The 14,620-nt window shown below is 41.8% G+C and carries 13 protein-coding genes, 3 pseudogenes and 1 riboswitch; of the genes and pseudogenes, 3 read left to right on the top strand and 13 right to left on the bottom strand.

What is annotated here, in order from left to right; translation table 11 throughout:
• Positions 1 to 59: 59 nt before the first annotated feature.
• The 8 genes and pseudogenes from EKC99_RS05405 to EKC99_RS05440 form a co-directional block, all read right to left on the bottom strand.
• On the bottom strand, positions 60 to 413 hold the full coding sequence (locus tag EKC99_RS05405) for a hypothetical protein (RefSeq protein ID WP_163150879.1): 354 nt from the start codon (positions 411 to 413) through the stop codon (positions 60 to 62).
• A gap of 315 nt (positions 414 to 728) precedes the next feature.
• Positions 729 to 965 carry a hypothetical protein gene (locus EKC99_RS05410; protein ID WP_163150881.1) on the bottom strand — a complete coding sequence of 79 codons (237 nt, stop codon included), beginning with the start codon at positions 963 to 965 and terminating at the stop codon, positions 729 to 731.
• A 23-nt stretch (positions 966 to 988) separates the two neighbouring features.
• A complete protein-coding gene (locus EKC99_RS05415) occupies positions 989 to 1,150 on the bottom strand; it encodes a hypothetical protein (protein ID WP_163150877.1) in 162 nt (53 codons plus the stop codon).
• A gap of 320 nt (positions 1,151 to 1,470) precedes the next feature.
• Positions 1,471 to 1,779: pseudogene (locus EKC99_RS05420) on the bottom strand (spore photoproduct lyase family protein); the annotation flags it as partial.
• 107 nt (positions 1,780 to 1,886) lie between these two features.
• Positions 1,887 to 2,495, bottom strand: a pseudogene (locus EKC99_RS05425) (vitamin B12-dependent ribonucleotide reductase); the annotation flags it as partial.
• Positions 2,496 to 2,582: 87 nt separating this feature from the next.
• Entirely contained in the window at positions 2,583 to 3,233 is a 651-nt protein-coding gene (locus EKC99_RS15885) for an HNH endonuclease (protein WP_240468808.1), read from the bottom strand.
• A 445-nt stretch (positions 3,234 to 3,678) separates the two neighbouring features.
• Positions 3,679 to 5,631: pseudogene (locus EKC99_RS05435) on the bottom strand (vitamin B12-dependent ribonucleotide reductase); the annotation flags it as partial.
• 159 nt (positions 5,632 to 5,790) lie between these two features.
• The gene (locus EKC99_RS05440; protein ID WP_009373924.1) at positions 5,791 to 6,627 is read right to left on the bottom strand and encodes a lipoate--protein ligase family protein; all 837 of its coding nucleotides are present in this window, start codon (positions 6,625 to 6,627) and stop codon (positions 5,791 to 5,793) included.
• Positions 6,628 to 6,752: 125 nt separating this feature from the next.
• Between EKC99_RS05440 and EKC99_RS05445 the strand changes: the two genes are divergently transcribed.
• On the top strand, positions 6,753 to 7,124 hold the full coding sequence (locus EKC99_RS05445; protein ID WP_009373925.1) for a rhodanese-like domain-containing protein: 372 nt from the start codon (positions 6,753 to 6,755) through the stop codon (positions 7,122 to 7,124).
• Positions 7,125 to 7,154: 30 nt separating this feature from the next.
• Here the strand turns inward: EKC99_RS05445 and gcvPB are convergent, their stop codons facing one another.
• The 3 genes from gcvPB to gcvT are packed head-to-tail and all read right to left on the bottom strand — an operon-like array spanning position 7,155 to position 11,060.
• Positions 7,155 to 8,609, bottom strand: coding sequence for an aminomethyl-transferring glycine dehydrogenase subunit GcvPB (gene gcvPB / locus EKC99_RS05450; protein WP_163150883.1), 1,455 nt, complete (start codon positions 8,607 to 8,609; stop codon positions 7,155 to 7,157).
• Positions 8,602 to 9,948 carry an aminomethyl-transferring glycine dehydrogenase subunit GcvPA gene (gcvPA, locus tag EKC99_RS05455; RefSeq protein ID WP_163150885.1) on the bottom strand — a complete coding sequence of 449 codons (1,347 nt, stop codon included), beginning with the start codon at positions 9,946 to 9,948 and terminating at the stop codon, positions 8,602 to 8,604. Before gcvPA ends, gcvPB begins: the two co-directional genes overlap by 8 nt.
• Positions 9,949 to 9,965: 17 nt before the next feature.
• On the bottom strand, positions 9,966 to 11,060 hold the full coding sequence (gcvT, locus tag EKC99_RS05460; protein ID WP_163150887.1) for a glycine cleavage system aminomethyltransferase GcvT: 1,095 nt from the start codon (positions 11,058 to 11,060) through the stop codon (positions 9,966 to 9,968).
• Positions 11,061 to 11,198: 138 nt separating this feature from the next.
• Positions 11,199 to 11,287: riboswitch (glycine riboswitch) on the bottom strand.
• Positions 11,288 to 11,472: 185 nt separating this feature from the next.
• Here gcvT and EKC99_RS05465 point away from each other — a divergent pair.
• Together EKC99_RS05465 and EKC99_RS05470 are read left to right on the top strand one after the other, a co-directional pair.
• On the top strand, positions 11,473 to 13,116 hold the full coding sequence (locus tag EKC99_RS05465; RefSeq protein WP_163150889.1) for a DEAD/DEAH box helicase: 1,644 nt from the start codon (positions 11,473 to 11,475) through the stop codon (positions 13,114 to 13,116).
• Complete coding sequence (locus EKC99_RS05470; protein WP_163150891.1) at positions 13,103 to 13,873, top strand: YqhG family protein; 771 nt, start codon at positions 13,103 to 13,105, stop codon at positions 13,871 to 13,873. Before EKC99_RS05465 ends, EKC99_RS05470 begins: the two co-directional genes overlap by 14 nt.
• Before the next feature lie 14 nt (positions 13,874 to 13,887).
• On the opposite strand, the gene EKC99_RS05475 is transcribed toward EKC99_RS05470, so the two are convergent.
• Both EKC99_RS05475 and EKC99_RS05480 read right to left on the bottom strand, forming a co-directional pair.
• The gene (locus EKC99_RS05475) at positions 13,888 to 14,076 is read right to left on the bottom strand and encodes a YqzE family protein (protein WP_019416934.1); all 189 of its coding nucleotides are present in this window, start codon (positions 14,074 to 14,076) and stop codon (positions 13,888 to 13,890) included.
• Positions 14,077 to 14,102: 26 nt separating this feature from the next.
• Positions 14,103 to 14,609: a shikimate kinase gene (locus tag EKC99_RS05480; protein WP_163150893.1), complete on the bottom strand. Its 507-nt coding sequence runs from the start codon at positions 14,607 to 14,609 to the stop codon at positions 14,103 to 14,105.
• Between the last annotated feature and the right edge of the window lie 11 nt (positions 14,610 to 14,620).

The following is a 14,620-nucleotide window of genomic DNA, read 5'->3' on the forward strand; positions in this document are numbered from 1 at the left end:
AACCATAGCTCCTCTCATTGACACTATGGTTCTATTGTAAGTGGGGAATTTTATTCCGGCTATATTGGGGATTTTATCATCGGCTTTAACACTTGATTAGGTGCTTCATCATCACATATGCGTAAATTAGCTTCTCTGTTGTCATTTCTACAATGGTTAATATGATCAACCTCTCTATCATCATCTAAAACATTCATGATTAATCTGTGCATGTAAATATGAACACGCTGACCGTTTGGATAAATTTCTGCAACTCCATATCCATTTTTATCGTAGTACCACGTATAAGGTCTGATTTTCTCAACATTGTGTGCATCAATGATAAAACATTTATCTGGTTTATTACTCGCATAAACATAGGCTACCTGTCCAACAATCTCGATTCGATTTCCTTTTCGTTTTCTGTTCTTCATATACTCAACCCCTTTGCTTAATTTATTTTTATCTCTCTAAACTCCACCGACACCGACACTAAACACCGCTTCACATTCTCCATCACCTCCTAAATTTTTTTAATTTATTGTTGACTTATCCAAAAATTCAAGTATAATAGTAATCAAGTAAAATAAATTTTAAAATTAGCCTCACTATGCGCTTCTTTTGGATAAGTCCGTACAGTTATTATATCGGACATTATTTGCACTTTTAAAGAAAAATCGTTCGTCATAATTCGTCATAAATAGACAATAAATCCACTATCCATATAGGAATAGTGGATTTTTATTTTCTTAATATTCATCATCAATTCCTGTGATTTCGATAGAAAAATCATCAACATTTGGCTCGACTACTTCACCGTTTTCATGCTTGAGATACAATTTATATCCATCCTCTAAACGTAACTCTTTTAATGCTACATCATCGAATTTATCAACCGCTATTCTTTGCGCTTCTTCTTCACTATTAGCTTTGATTGTTGTTGAAAATATTATTTTCACATCTGCAAAAACTACATATTCTTTCATGTTCTTATCTCCTCTCGCTTTTTTCACTTCGCAAAATTCAACGCTTCAAATGCTTGCTCGTATTGCTTAAGCAAATCATCCACATTTGCACCTGCGGCTTTTTCCTTTTTCACACGTTGAATTTCTGTGAAAAGCACCGCTTTGAGTGTCGCCAATTCGTTTTCAGTTAATTTTAGTGTTTTCATCACGCTACCGCCTTTCTAACACGACATTCAAACCCTGCAAACAAGTGCCATTCGGGAGCATCAGAACAAAATGTATTGGTTGCTTGCTCATATGTGATTGTGTGATATTGTGAGCCAGCAAGCACTTGAATTTCAAACGAATCATTGAGCACAATAAGTTCCCCGATCTCTGTTTCTAAAAATGCTTGCCCTTTCTCGATGATGAGTGTGCCAATAGTGTAATTGTCGATAAAAGCATCTATCTTTCGTATAGTTTGCTTCATATGATCAATAAGAATATTCATTTTTTCACCTCTCTTTATATTGCTTTTGTATATCATTATAGTCGTCTGTAAATAACAATAATGACAATGCCCCATACATCCCGTCGCCAGAGGAATCGCATATTCTGCCGATGGTTTAGACGTATCAAATTTTAATGTGCGCCGAACACCGACAACAAGCGTTGATTTTGCATTCCGATATTGCTGAAGCTCGTTATCTCCCGGAATGCCGCGCACTTGGTTATGCGATGTCGTTTCGCGAATGTCGATATGCATACGTTTAAATTTTTCATATAACTCTTTGCCGAGCGGATAATGAAGCGCTTCGGGCTCAAAATAAACAAGCTGAGGAATAAATGGCTTCATACAATCACCTCAATGTTAGTATGGTTTATTCGTATGAGGTGATGAAATACAATTTTTGTTATTGTTCATAATAAAATAAGGAACGGGTTTTCCCGTCCCTTTTTACGTTATAAACCACATTTTAACTGGGCACCGCAACTTGTGCACGTGTTGCAGCCACCGATTTCTTCGACCGTTCCTTCACGGCATACTGGACAAATGTTTCCAACTTCCGAACCGATCGTGACGTCCGTTGCGCGTAAATCTGGAATCGTTTCAACAAGCGCAACAGCCCGTTTTTTCGGTTCTTCTGGCAGAAGCTCTAGCTGCTCTTCGACCGCATGTTCTTCCGCTTTTAATGTTAATACTTGCGCATCGCGGCTACCGTCGACATAGACTGTTCCACCTTTTGCACCGCCTCGCCATAAACGCTCGTACACTTTTTGTACTTGCTCGACCGTATAGCCGCGCGGGGCATTCACCGTTTTCGAAAGGCTTGAATCGACCCAACGTTGAATAATGCATTGTACATCCGCATGCGCTTCTGGCGATAAATCCATCGCGGTTACAAACCAATGCGGCAAGTTGTTCGGATCTGCTTCTGGATGTTTATCTAAATATTCTTGAACGATATCCGCCTTCACTTCAATAAACTTACCTAGACGGCCGCTTCGATAATAAGAGAAAGAAAAATATGGTTCAAGTCCTGTGGACACGCCGATCATGGTTCCGGTACTCACTTATGTTACTTCTATCCATACCATATTGGACAGAAGGCAGGTACGATATTGCTACCTGCTCCATATGTCGCCATATGGGTCAGACTATATCTTCAACCAAATCTCCTGTGAATGTCTTTTGCGATGACAAGGATACTCACATAAGGTAATTAAATTAGATAATTCATTCGCCTTTTCCCAATCACCATTGAAAGCCCTGAATGGTATAATGTGATGAACTGATAATTCACGTCCATATTCAGCTTCTGTTATTCCGCAATCTTGACAAGTAAAATTATCACGTTCCCTAGCCTTCCTGCGCTGAGCTCTCCAGTTTGGTCCATAATATTCTATATCTCCTCCTGCCCAAGCACCATTGTTTTCTCCAGAGAACATCCTAGTTCTTTCATAATAATCACCCATGCAATGCACAGAACAGAAATTAAGGTTTCTAACAACAGAAGGTTTTTTCTCGATTTGCTTGCCACAATTATTACATGTGACAATAATTCGCTTTTTATATTGAGCTTTTCCTCTTTCCCCGTTCGCTTTGCCCAAACATGTCTTCGAACAATATTTCGCACTGAACTCTCGATTTTTTGGGACATCAAACGTTTTCCCGCAAATTTCACAAATTTTTTCGACACGTTTTCTCAAATGCTGATTAATTTGATGGGCATTTTTTATTAGATACATTCTTCTACATTGTTTGTTGCAAAAGTTATTTTTTTGAATAATAGAAGGCTTTCGCAACATTTCCTTTCCACAAAATGAGCAGAAAACTCTCACTTTTTTACTCATCTTTTTCTAAAATAATGGAGGATTCTTTTTTTGGTACTCTGTTTTGCAAGATCGGGAACAAAATTTTTTTCTTTCAAAGTGACTAGGTTTTACATAAATTTCTTCATCGCAATTAAGACATTTTTTCTTCACAGGAACACCTCTCCTTTTCTGTCCTAATATATATAATTATTATAAAACAGAACAGATGTTCCTGTTAAGAATTTTGGTTGCTCGGCGTATAGTCGTTGAGGGGTCAGCCACGACTTCCCTGCGGATTGTCTGGTAGGATTCATCCAACACTCTTGCATTTTTACCTCTTTATGTGCTGGCAAGGCACAGGTAGCAAGAGATACGCCAGATTTCCCCGCATATAGCCGAGTTTTCACTGTATTTTTACAAATACAGGGGGCAACTACTTACCCGTCGGAGCCACGGTCAGCAAATGCGAGTTGCGAATGCCGTATTTTAAAATATCTTGGCGAATATCGTCCGGCATTTTTTTCATATAACCGGTGTGAATAAACGCTTCACGCAATTTCATCGTTTCTTCTTCTGTTTCACCAACTAAAAACGGAAAGCTTCCTTTTTCTTTCGCAAGCTCAATCGACGCACGATACGCCGTTGTCGCAATTGTTTTAAACAGCTCGTCAACTAACTGATTTCCTTCTTTCGAACCGTACTCTTTTTCGCAATAAATAAGCAAATCCGCTAGTCCCATAACGCCAAGACCGACACGGCGCTCCCCAAGCGCTTGTTTTTTATTTTCCTCAAGGAAGTACGGAGTTGCGTCAATAACGTTATCTTGCATGCGGACACCGACTTCAACCGTCCGCTTTAATTTTTCATAATCCACAACTTTCTTTTCTTTATCGACCATATTCGCCAAATTAATTGCAGCTAAATTGCACACAGAATAAGGTGCGAGTGGTTGTTCACCACACGGATTTGTTGCGACTACTTTTTGTCCGTACGCTCTTGCGTTCGTCATATCGTTGGCGTTGTCGATAAAGAAAATGCCCGGTTCGGCGGAATACGTTGCGCAAATGTTAATGAGCTTCCATAGCTCGCGCGCGCGAATTTTCCGGTAGACGCGAACGCGATAGCCCATCTTCTCCCATTCACGCACATCACCGACTTCGTGCCATTTTTCGTTGTAGATGCGCATTTCTTCTTCCGAGTACGTTTCAACATCTGGGAAGCGCAATTCGTATTCTTCATCGTTTTCTACTGCCTGCATAAACTCTTTCGTTAAGCAAACGGAAATGTTCGCCCCTGTTAAAAAGTCCGGATTGTGCACGCTATACGTTCCGCCTGTCCGCAACTTTTCTTCCGCGTCTTTAATAATTTTTTCTGAAAAGCCGCCGTATCCTGGGATGTTTTTGTAGTTAACAATTCCTTGATACATCGCGCGCTCTTGTTCAGTAAGCGGTGTAAACTTTAGTTTTTCTTTCGCTGCTTTTTGAATGCCTTCATCTTCTGTATTTTCAAGCAAATAGCGCAAAATGCGTGGATTTTGCATTTTCGAAATAATGAATTCAATAATGTCCGGGTGCCAATCGGCTAACATAATCATTTGAGCGCCCCTGCGACTTCCACCTTGTTCGACAAGATGGGTCAGTTTTGCAATGTCGTCAAGCCATGACACTGAACCGGACGATTTTCCATTTACTCCGCGCGCGAGTGTATTGCGTGGGCGAAGGGTAGAACCGTTCGTTCCGACACCGCCACCGCGGCTCATAATTTCCATCACTTGTTTGCGATGTTCAGAAATACCTTCACGCGAGTCTTTGACAAATGGCATGACGTAGCAGTTAAAGTACGTCACTTCTGTTCCAGAACCTGCTCCATATAATACGCGCCCTGCTGGAACAAAATTTAGGCTGACGAGCTGTTCATAAAACTTTTCGAACCACTCTTGCCGTTTTTCTTCCGTTTGCTCAACAGCGGCTAGCCCGGTTGCGTTACGCTTTGCAATTTGCTCATAATAAATTTCTAATGGTTTTTCAATAACATCAAGAGAACGAACGACAATGCCTGTTTTCGCCTCGTCCCCTTCTAGCACATGGCGATATTCTTCTTCCACAAGCACGTGTGCTTTTTTACTCTCCCAATCCAACTCGACAATAAACCCAAGCCCACGCGCCGGAAACTTTGGATCTTCCTTCACTGTTAAAACGACAAAATCCCCGACGCTTAGCGTCAACTTTTCCGTATCTTTAAACGAATAGCGATCAAGCATCACTAAACGCGACACACCCTTATATGTAATGTGCATCTCAGGAGTAATCGGGTGCACTTGTGGAAATAGGCGAATGTCTTCATTCAACTTGTCCACATTCACCGTCATTTTTTCAGAAAACGCAACCGTCATGTTTACCTCTCCTCTTCCAACATAATCTTACTACATTAAACTACCATATATCGACAACAATAATCAATAAAAAAATCAATATATAGTATGTTTTTTTACAAAACCCATACTACATATTGATAATTAAGTCAAGTGTTTTTTATTTGTCAAGAGGAAAATTTATCGTTTAAAATTCCATTCATCTGTTTCGTATTTATTTCTCGCTAGTTGCTGAACGTACAATCGCTCATCATCGGTTAATTCATATCGTTCCAACTGAATGTTTAAACCTTTTTCAAACCCTTTGAAAAATGCTTCTTTCGCCTCATCGATCGTCACTTTTCGATCGGTTAGCTCATTGATCGCAACCGCTTTGTTTTTAAAATTTTGTCGCAATCGCTCTTTTACTCGTTCGTTTGGATACTTAAATAAGCTAAAAAGCATTTCTTCATCTAAGTCTAATAAAATCGAGCCATGTTGTAAAATGACCCCTTTTTGTCGCGTTTGGGCGCTTCCTGCCACTTTTCTTCCTTCGACAACGAGCTCATACCAAGACGGTGCGTCAAAACAAACAGCCGAGCGCGGATTTTTTAAATCCGCTTTTTCTTCTTCTGTTTTCGGAACAGCAAAATACGCATCAAGCCCAAGGAAACGAAATCCTTCCAAAATGCCTTGTGAAATGACGCGATACGCTTCCGTCACCGTTTGCGGCATAGCTGGATGCGCTTCTGATACGATAACGCTATACGTTAATTCTTTATCATGAAGCACACCGCGCCCGCCTGTTGGACGTCTCACAAAACCAAGTCCGTATTTTTTTACTGCATCCATATCGATCTCTTTTTCGACTTTTTGAAAATAGCCGATCGAAAGCGTCGGTGGGTTCCAACCGTAAAACCGAATGGTTGGTGGAAAGTTTCCTTCACTATGCCATTCTAACAACGCTTCATCAAGCGCCATATTAAACGCTGGGGAACAATCGCCTGAGTCAATAAATCGCCATACTTCTTTTTCCATCTACTCCACCCTTTCCTCTATCATTTTATAGTGTAGCAAACATAATAAGTCAATGGAAAATGCTTTGCTTCTTTGACGAAACATTTATATAATAGACGTGGCAACGATGAAAAAGGAGGGTCAGCATGACAACAGTTCTTATTATTCTCGGAGCAATCATTGTGTACGCGGTCATTACATACTTTTACCAAAAGCGAGTCGTTAAAACGCTTACGGAAGAAGAGTTCCGCGCAGGTTATCGAAAAGCGCAACTCATCGATGTTCGCGAACCAGATGAATACGCTGCCGGTCACATTTTAGGAGCACGTAACATCCCGCTTTCACAACTGCGTTTGCGCATGAAAGAATTGCGTAAAGACCAACCGATTTATTTATATTGCCAAAGCGGACTTCGCAGCGGCCGTGCGGCACAAATGCTTTACCGAAAAGGATATCGCGACCTTTACCACTTAAAAGGTGGATTTAAAATGTGGACAGGAAAGGTGAAGAAAAAATAAGGTGCCAAGCAAAAACGCCTGGCACCTTTTTTATTTCTGATAACGCAAAATCGGTTTGCGGGCCGCCGTCGTTTCATCTAATCGTTTCACGACTGTTGTATGCGGCGCTTCTTGGACGATTTCCGGCGTTTCTTCCGCTTCTTTCGCAATTTGAATCATCGCGTCAATGAACGCATCTAGTGTTTCTTTTGATTCCGTTTCCGTCGGCTCGATCATCATACACTCTTCGACAATCAATGGGAAGTAAATCGTCGGCGGATGATAGCCGAAATCAAGCAAACGCTTCGCAATATCAAGCGTGCGCACCCCTAATTTCTTTTGTCGCTTTCCTGATAGGACAAACTCGTGCTTGCAATGACGGTTGTATGGCAAGTCGTAATATTCCGTTAAGCGACGCATCATGTAGTTCGCGTTTAATACCGCATACTCTGTCACTGCTTTTAAGCCGTCTGGCCCCATCGAACGAATATACGTATAGGCGCGAACGTTAATGCCGAAGTTGCCATAAAACGGCTTCACGCGACCGATCGCTTGCGGTCTGTCATAGTCGAAATAGTAGCCGTTTTCTCCCTTTTCCACCGTCGGTTTCGGTAAAAATGGAATAAGATCCGCCTTCACACCAACTGGACCAGAGCCAGGGCCACCGCCGCCATGCGGACCAGTAAACGTTTTATGAAGGTTTAAATGCACGACATCAAAGCCCATATCGCCAGGGCGCGCTTTGCTTAACACCGCATTTAAGTTCGCCCCGTCGTAATACAGCTTTCCGCCTGCGGCATGCACGATTTCCGCCATTTCTAAAATGTTTTCTTCAAAAAGACCGAGCGTATTTGGGTTTGTAAGCATAAGTGCGGCCGTATCTGGGCCGACGACGCGGCGTAAATCGTCTAAATCGACAAGCCCTTCTTCTGTCGATTTTACCGTCACCGTTTCAAACCCGGCAACTGTTGCTGATGCAGGATTTGTTCCGTGCGCCGTATCAGGAACGATGACTTTCGTTCGGTTGTAGTCGCCGTTTGCTTCATGGTAGGCGCGAATCATCATCAGTCCTGTCCATTCCCCATGCGCGCCAGCGGCTGGCTGCAACGTCACCGCATCCATGCCGGTAATTTCTTTTAAATGTTCTTGTAAGTCATACATTAATTCAAGCGCCCCTTGTACCGTTTCTTCCGGCTGAAGCGGATGAATGTGGGCAAACCCAGCAAAGCGAGCAACGTTTTCATTGATTTTCGGATTGTATTTCATCGTACAAGATCCAAGCGGATAAAAGCCGGAATCAACCCCATGGTTGCGCTTGGATAGCGCTGTATAATGGCGCATAATATCAAGCTCTGATACTTCAGGAAGCTCTGGTGCTTCTTGACGAATGTAGTCGGTTGGAACGACTTGTGCAATATCGACTGCTGGTACGTCTAGCGCTGGTAAGCTATACCCGATTCGTCCTGGCTTGCTTAATTCAAAAATAAGCGGTTGATCTTTATGCATGACAATCCCCCAATTCTTTCACAAGCGTGTCGATTTCTTCTTTCGTACGCAATTCTGTGACTGCAATTAACATGCAGTTTTGTAGTTCTGGATAATCGCGTCCGAGATCGTAGCCGCCGATCATGCCTTTTTCCAATAGCTTTTTATTTACTTCCGCTACCGGCTTGTTCATACGAACGACAAACTCGTTGAAAAACGGTCCTGTAAATACGACATCAAATCCATGATTGACGAACGCTTCTTTTGCATAATGCGCTTTTTGAATATTCATTGTCGCCATTTCTTTTACGCCATTTTTGCCGAGTGCGGTCATCGCTACCGATGCAGCGAGTGCGTTTAACGCTTGGTTGGAGCAAATATTCGATGTCGCTTTATCGCGGCGAATATGTTGTTCACGCGCTTGCAACGTCAAAACAAAGCCGCGCCGCCCTTCTTCGTCTGTCGTTTGTCCGACAAGTCGCCCTGGAATTTTGCGCATGAGCGCGGATTTTACAGCAAAATAGCCACAATGTGGACCGCCAAATTGCGTTGGAATCCCAAACGGTTGCGCATCACCAACGACGATGTCGGCACCGAACTGTCCTGGCGGTGTCAATACGCCTAACGCAAGCGGATTGCTTGCGACAACAAACATCCCTTTATGCGCATGAGCGATCGGCTCGAGCTCTTTTAATGGTTCAATTTGTCCGAAAAAGTTTGGATATTGCACAATGACACACGCAACATCTTCATTCATTTCCGCTTGAAGCGCATCAAGATCCGTTACACCGTTTTTATACGGGATTTCTATCACTTCTAGCCCTGGGCCTTTTGCGTACGTTTTCACAACGTCGCGATATTCTGGATGCACCGCTTTGGATAATAGCACTTTTTTCTTTTTCGTATGCGCCGCGCTTAACAACGCTGCTTCTGCTAGTGCCGTCCCACCATCATACATCGACGAGTTAGCCACATCCATGCCCGTTAGCTCACAAATCATCGTTTGAAACTCGAAAATCGCTTGCAATTCCCCTTGGGAAATTTCTGGCTGATATGGCGTATACGCCGTATAAAACTCGGAACGCGAAATGACATGGTCAACGATCGTTGGAATATAATGGTCGTACACCCCTGCTCCTAAAAATGAGGGATACGTCTTGATATCCGCATTTTTTGCGGCTAATGCCATTAATTCTTTCATTAACTCCGGCTCTGATTTTGCTGGTTTAATGTTGTATTCGCCTTGAAAACGAACGCTTTCTGGAATATCGGAAAACAGTTCATCAATCGATTGCACACCGATCGTTTCTAACATTTGTTGCTTATCTTCTTCCGTCATTGGCAAATAACGATGAAGCATAACTCTCTCTCCTCACATTATTTTGTGCGTTTATAAAACGGCGTTGCCACTACTTTCGCTTTTAGTCGTTTCCCGCGAATGTCTACTTCTACTTCTGTATCAAGGGCAGAATACGCAGTAGAAATCAATGCTAGGCCGATATTTTTTTTAAGCGTTGGTGATTGAGTTCCTGTCGTAACGATACCAACTTGCTCACCGTTTACATATACCGCATATCCGTGACGCGGAATGCCTTTGTCGATCATTTCAATGCCGACAAGTTTCCGTGAAGCCCCTTCTTCTTTTTGTTTCTTTAATACTTCTTTTCCGAAAAAGTCAACGTCTTTATTCGTTTTGACCGCAAAGCTAAGCCCGGCTTCAATTGGTGTAATATCCTTCGCTAACTCTTGCCCATAAAGCGGCAAGCATGCTTCAAAACGCAGTGTATCGCGCGCACCGAGCCCGCACGGAAGCACCCCGTCTTCTTTTCCTGTCTCTAAAATCGCTCGCCAAAGTGCTTGGGCATCTTCTGCTCGGCAATATAGCTCAAACCCGTCTTCACCTGTATATCCTGTCCGCGACACAAGCGCTTGAACCCCTGCGACATCGATGTGATCAGCAAAAGCGAAAAATTTTATGGTCGATAAATCGACAGTCGTCAATCGTTGTAACACTTTTTCCGCAAGCGGCCCTTGTAGTGCTAATTGCGCCATATCGTTTGAAATATTGACAAGTTCAACATCGCCAAATACATGCGCTTCAAGCCACGCAAAATCTTTTTCAATATTTGCGGCATTTACGACAAGAAGGTAATGATCGTCTCCTTTTTTATAAACAAGTAAATCATCAACTGTTCCACCGTCTTCATCGCACATAAGCGTATATTGGGCGCGACCATTTGTTAATTTTGCGACATCGTTTGTCATCATTTTTTGTAAAAAGGCAAGGCTATCTTTTCCTTTCACTTCAAACTCGCCCATATGCGACACATCAAACAGTCCAGCTCTCGTCCGTACCGCTTCATGTTCTTCTTTAATGCTAGAAAATTGCACGGGTAACTCCCAACCGCCAAAGTCAATCGTTTTCGCGCCATACTCTGCATACAGAGGAAATAGCGGTGTTCTTTTTAACATATGCTCCCTCCTTGTTCATAAAAAAAGACAGACGACCCCCATATTGTCATATGGTAGTCTCTGTCCTTTCACCTGAAAGTTTCCCTGTAATAGGTGTCCTCGTGGGTGGTTCACGTTCGTGAACGCTCTCCAGAGCTGCGTCAAACAAGAGTTCTTTTGCCTGAGAGATTCGTGTTGCCACTTGCTCCTTCGGCGCTACATTGCGTAGTCTCTCCCCTTGTTCTCATCCGCCCGTATACAATTGTCGCTCTTGTGCCACACTACATGTAGGCACATAATGAAACAATTTTATAAACTTTCTTACGTTTTTTATTATCTTATAACTTCTCGTTTGTCGCAACATCTTTTTATAAATAAAATACGTAAATTCTTTTTGTTTTAAACAAAAATGTTCGGAAAATGAGGGATACTTATGAACGTCACAGTACATTGGGAGAAAAGTTGGAAGGACGAATTTATGACGCGCATCGAACGTGACGGTCCGTGGTCAAACTGGGAATTGTACGAATTGGCGCTCGAAGCAGCCAAAGCGTTAACTATTCCTCAGTTTGATGGACTACAAGCGCCAAAACATTTACCACATATAACGATTTTACCTCATCAATACGATGTTGCACGTCAAGTTGTTGAACAAATGAACGGAAAAGCTATTTTAGCGGATGAAGTCGGGCTGGGAAAAACGATTGAAGCAGGATTAATTTTAAAAGAATATATGATTCGTGGACTTGTGAAAAAGGCGCTTATTCTCGTTCCTGCTTCTCTCGTCTCGCAATGGGTGCAAGAATTAAATGAAAAATTTTTTATTCCTGCCGTTGCTCAAAGGAAAAGCTACGTATGGGAACAATGTGACGTTGTCGTTTCATCAATCGATACAGCGAAAAAACAACCGCATCGGGATATCATTTATGAACAAACATACGATATTGTCATTATTGACGAAGCACATAAATTGAAAAACAATAAAACGAAAAACTATGAATTTGTTCAAGGATTAAAAAAGAAGTTTTGCTTACTGTTGACGGCGACACCGATTCAAAACCGCGTGGAAGAAATTTTTCATCTCGTTTCCCTGCTGAAACCTGGGCATTTAGGGAATGCCGAACAATTTCAAAAAAGGTATGGAAAGCTACGCACATTACATGATGATGCCCATTTAAAAGAACTCATTCGAAAAGTAATGATTCGACATCGTCGCCACGATACAGGAATTGAATGGACGAAGCGGCACGTCGAAACGATGTTTATTGATTTTTCGGAAGCAGAACGAAACGTATATGAGACGATCCGACAATCAAAGCCCCATTTTTCCGATACATCGTTATCACACATTACGTTATTGCGTGAAATATGTAGTAGTAAAGAAGCTCTTTTTTGCACGTTAAAAAGCATGATGGAGCGACATCCGAACACCGAAACGACTATTGGTGCATTGTTACAAAAAATGAATGAGATCACCGAACATACGAAAGCAAAAAAAGCGCTGGAACTTATTCAAACAATAAACGATAAAGTGATTGTATTTACAGAATACCGAGCGACCCAATTGTATTTGCAATGGTTTTTTAAACAACACGGCATTTCTTCTGTACCGTTTCGTGGCGGATTTAAACGAAGTAAAAAAGATTGGATGAAAGAGTTGTTTCAACATCGCGCCCAAGTACTTATCGCAACAGAAGCAGGAGGAGAAGGAATTAACCTGCAGTTTTGTAACCATGTGATTAACTACGATTTACCTTGGAATCCGATGCGTCTAGAACAACGAATCGGACGTGTTCATCGCCTTGGACAAACAAAAGATGTACACATTTATAATTTTGTTGTGCGCGACACGGTAGAAGAACACGTATTTGCATTACTGTATGAAAAAATTCGTTTATTTGAACGGGTCGTCGGGGAATTAGATGATATTTTAATGAAGTTACAATCTCCGACGTTTTCAAACCATTTAGAACGCATGATTGCTCAATCAAAAAGCGAAGGAGAACTGAAAATTAAAATGCAAAATTTTGTAGAAATTTTAGCGAATACGGAGGAACGGACACATGCAGCAAGATGACATCCAATCGTTTCTTGAACGCTTTTTTACCGCCACCCATTGTCCCATTGTCGAACGTAACGATGGACATATACGTGTTCAACTCACCGTTGAGATGGATAAACAATTAATGAATCGCCCATTTTACTGGCATTATGTTGAGCGCATCGGTGCTGTAGGTGAACCGTTGCAACTCTCGCTCATCACAAAACGATCCGTTCACGAACAAGGAGAACATATTCATTTCGGTTCACCCCGCCTTCATCAAATTTTTTCGATCGCTAAAATGAATGGGCGGTTCGTTCGGCTCTATGAACAAGTATTGGAACGATCTGTCGCTCTTCATCCGTGGCTTCATACAAACATATTGCTTTCATATGAATGCGACCGAAAACAAGATCGTTTATTATCGCTAGGTATTCATCTCATTAGTGGAACAATCGTCGAGTCGTTTTACGACGTGTTAAAAGAAAAACAATGGGGAGTCACTGTGCCAGATTATTGCTTTACGATTTCTCCACTTATTAAGCCGATGAGTGGACTTACACGTCTTGAAGCTTTTGTTGAACGTCTCATCGCCTCCGAAACGCATGAATGGGCAGATGAGGCGCGCGCGCGTTGGGAAGAAGACTTAGCATTACTGCAACATTTTTATGAAGGTGTCGAAGAAAAACGAGAAGAATATGAAAATGAAAAAGAAGCGTTGCGACAAAGGTATGAACCGAGAATCCACATTTCCGTTATCAACGGTGGGATATTTTATTTGCAGGCGAAATAAGGCTAGTACTAGCCTTATTTCCGCTTAAATAAAAGCATAATGGCATACGGAATGACACCAAACCAACGATATAAAAACGGCTGCTTTTGCTGTTTTTTTAGCTGTTTCTTCTCTTGTCTTTGTCTTTTCCGTTCGTCTTTTGGTTGGTCTAAATATTTCACAACTTGCTCAGTCATAAATTTAACATAATCGTTTCCTGCCATCGTTCATCACCTCGATGCTAGTATCGTCAAAAATGAGGTGATTTAAGCAAAGATACAATGTTTTCTACGATGTCATCTATCGTGCGATTTGTTGTATCGATTGTCATATGTGCTTCACGATACCACGCCAGTCTTTGTTCAAATAGCTTTTTCATTTGCTTTTGTTTATTTTCCATTAGTAGCGGTCTGGTCTCATCATCAGCTAAACGCCGAAACAATTCATGTAGCTCACAATGTAAATAAATGACGATTCCATGCTCGCGCATAAATTGACGATTTTCTGCTTGAATAACAATCCCGCCACCTGTTGTAATAATCACATGTTCCTTTGGAAGCTTCTTCAACGCTTCCCGTTCATACGCCCGAAATGTCTCTTCCCCCTCTTCCGCAAAAATCTTTGTAATCGTTTTTCCAACTTGTTGCTCAATATATGCATCCGTGTCTATCACAGGTAACTGTAATACTTCTCCTAATCGTTTTCCAATCGTCGTCTTTCCTGCCCCCATAAACCCTGTCAAGTAAATCGCCCTCATATTCTCTCCCT

This window comes from Anoxybacillus sp. MB8, from assembly GCF_011006755.1.
Taxonomy (GTDB): domain Bacteria; phylum Bacillota; class Bacilli; order Bacillales; family Anoxybacillaceae; genus Anoxybacillus; species Anoxybacillus gonensis.

Bases quoted from the DNA above. Each gene is read 5' to 3' on its own strand.
- EKC99_RS05405 (WP_163150879.1), bottom strand. From the start codon at position 413: ATGAAGAACAGAAAACGAAAAGGAAATCGAATCGAGATTGTTGGACAG.
- EKC99_RS05410 (WP_163150881.1), bottom strand. From the start codon at position 965: ATGAAAGAATATGTAGTTTTTGCAGATGTGAAAATAATATTTTCAACA.
- EKC99_RS05415 (WP_163150877.1), bottom strand. From the start codon at position 1,150: ATGAAAACACTAAAATTAACTGAAAACGAATTGGCGACACTCAAAGCG.
- EKC99_RS15885 (WP_240468808.1), bottom strand. From the start codon at position 3,233: ATGTTGCGAAAGCCTTCTATTATTCAAAAAAATAACTTTTGCAACAAA.
- EKC99_RS05440 (WP_009373924.1), bottom strand. From the start codon at position 6,627: ATGGAAAAAGAAGTATGGCGATTTATTGACTCAGGCGATTGTTCCCCA.
- EKC99_RS05445 (WP_009373925.1), top strand. From the start codon at position 6,753: ATGACAACAGTTCTTATTATTCTCGGAGCAATCATTGTGTACGCGGTC.
- gcvPB (WP_163150883.1), bottom strand. From the start codon at position 8,609: ATGCATAAAGATCAACCGCTTATTTTTGAATTAAGCAAGCCAGGACGA.
- gcvPA (WP_163150885.1), bottom strand. From the start codon at position 9,948: ATGCTTCATCGTTATTTGCCAATGACGGAAGAAGATAAGCAACAAATG.
- gcvT (WP_163150887.1), bottom strand. From the start codon at position 11,060: ATGTTAAAAAGAACACCGCTATTTCCTCTGTATGCAGAGTATGGCGCG.
- EKC99_RS05465 (WP_163150889.1), top strand. From the start codon at position 11,473: ATGAACGTCACAGTACATTGGGAGAAAAGTTGGAAGGACGAATTTATG.
- EKC99_RS05470 (WP_163150891.1), top strand. From the start codon at position 13,103: ATGCAGCAAGATGACATCCAATCGTTTCTTGAACGCTTTTTTACCGCC.
- EKC99_RS05475 (WP_019416934.1), bottom strand. From the start codon at position 14,076: ATGGCAGGAAACGATTATGTTAAATTTATGACTGAGCAAGTTGTGAAA.
- EKC99_RS05480 (WP_163150893.1), bottom strand. From the start codon at position 14,609: ATGAGGGCGATTTACTTGACAGGGTTTATGGGGGCAGGAAAGACGACG.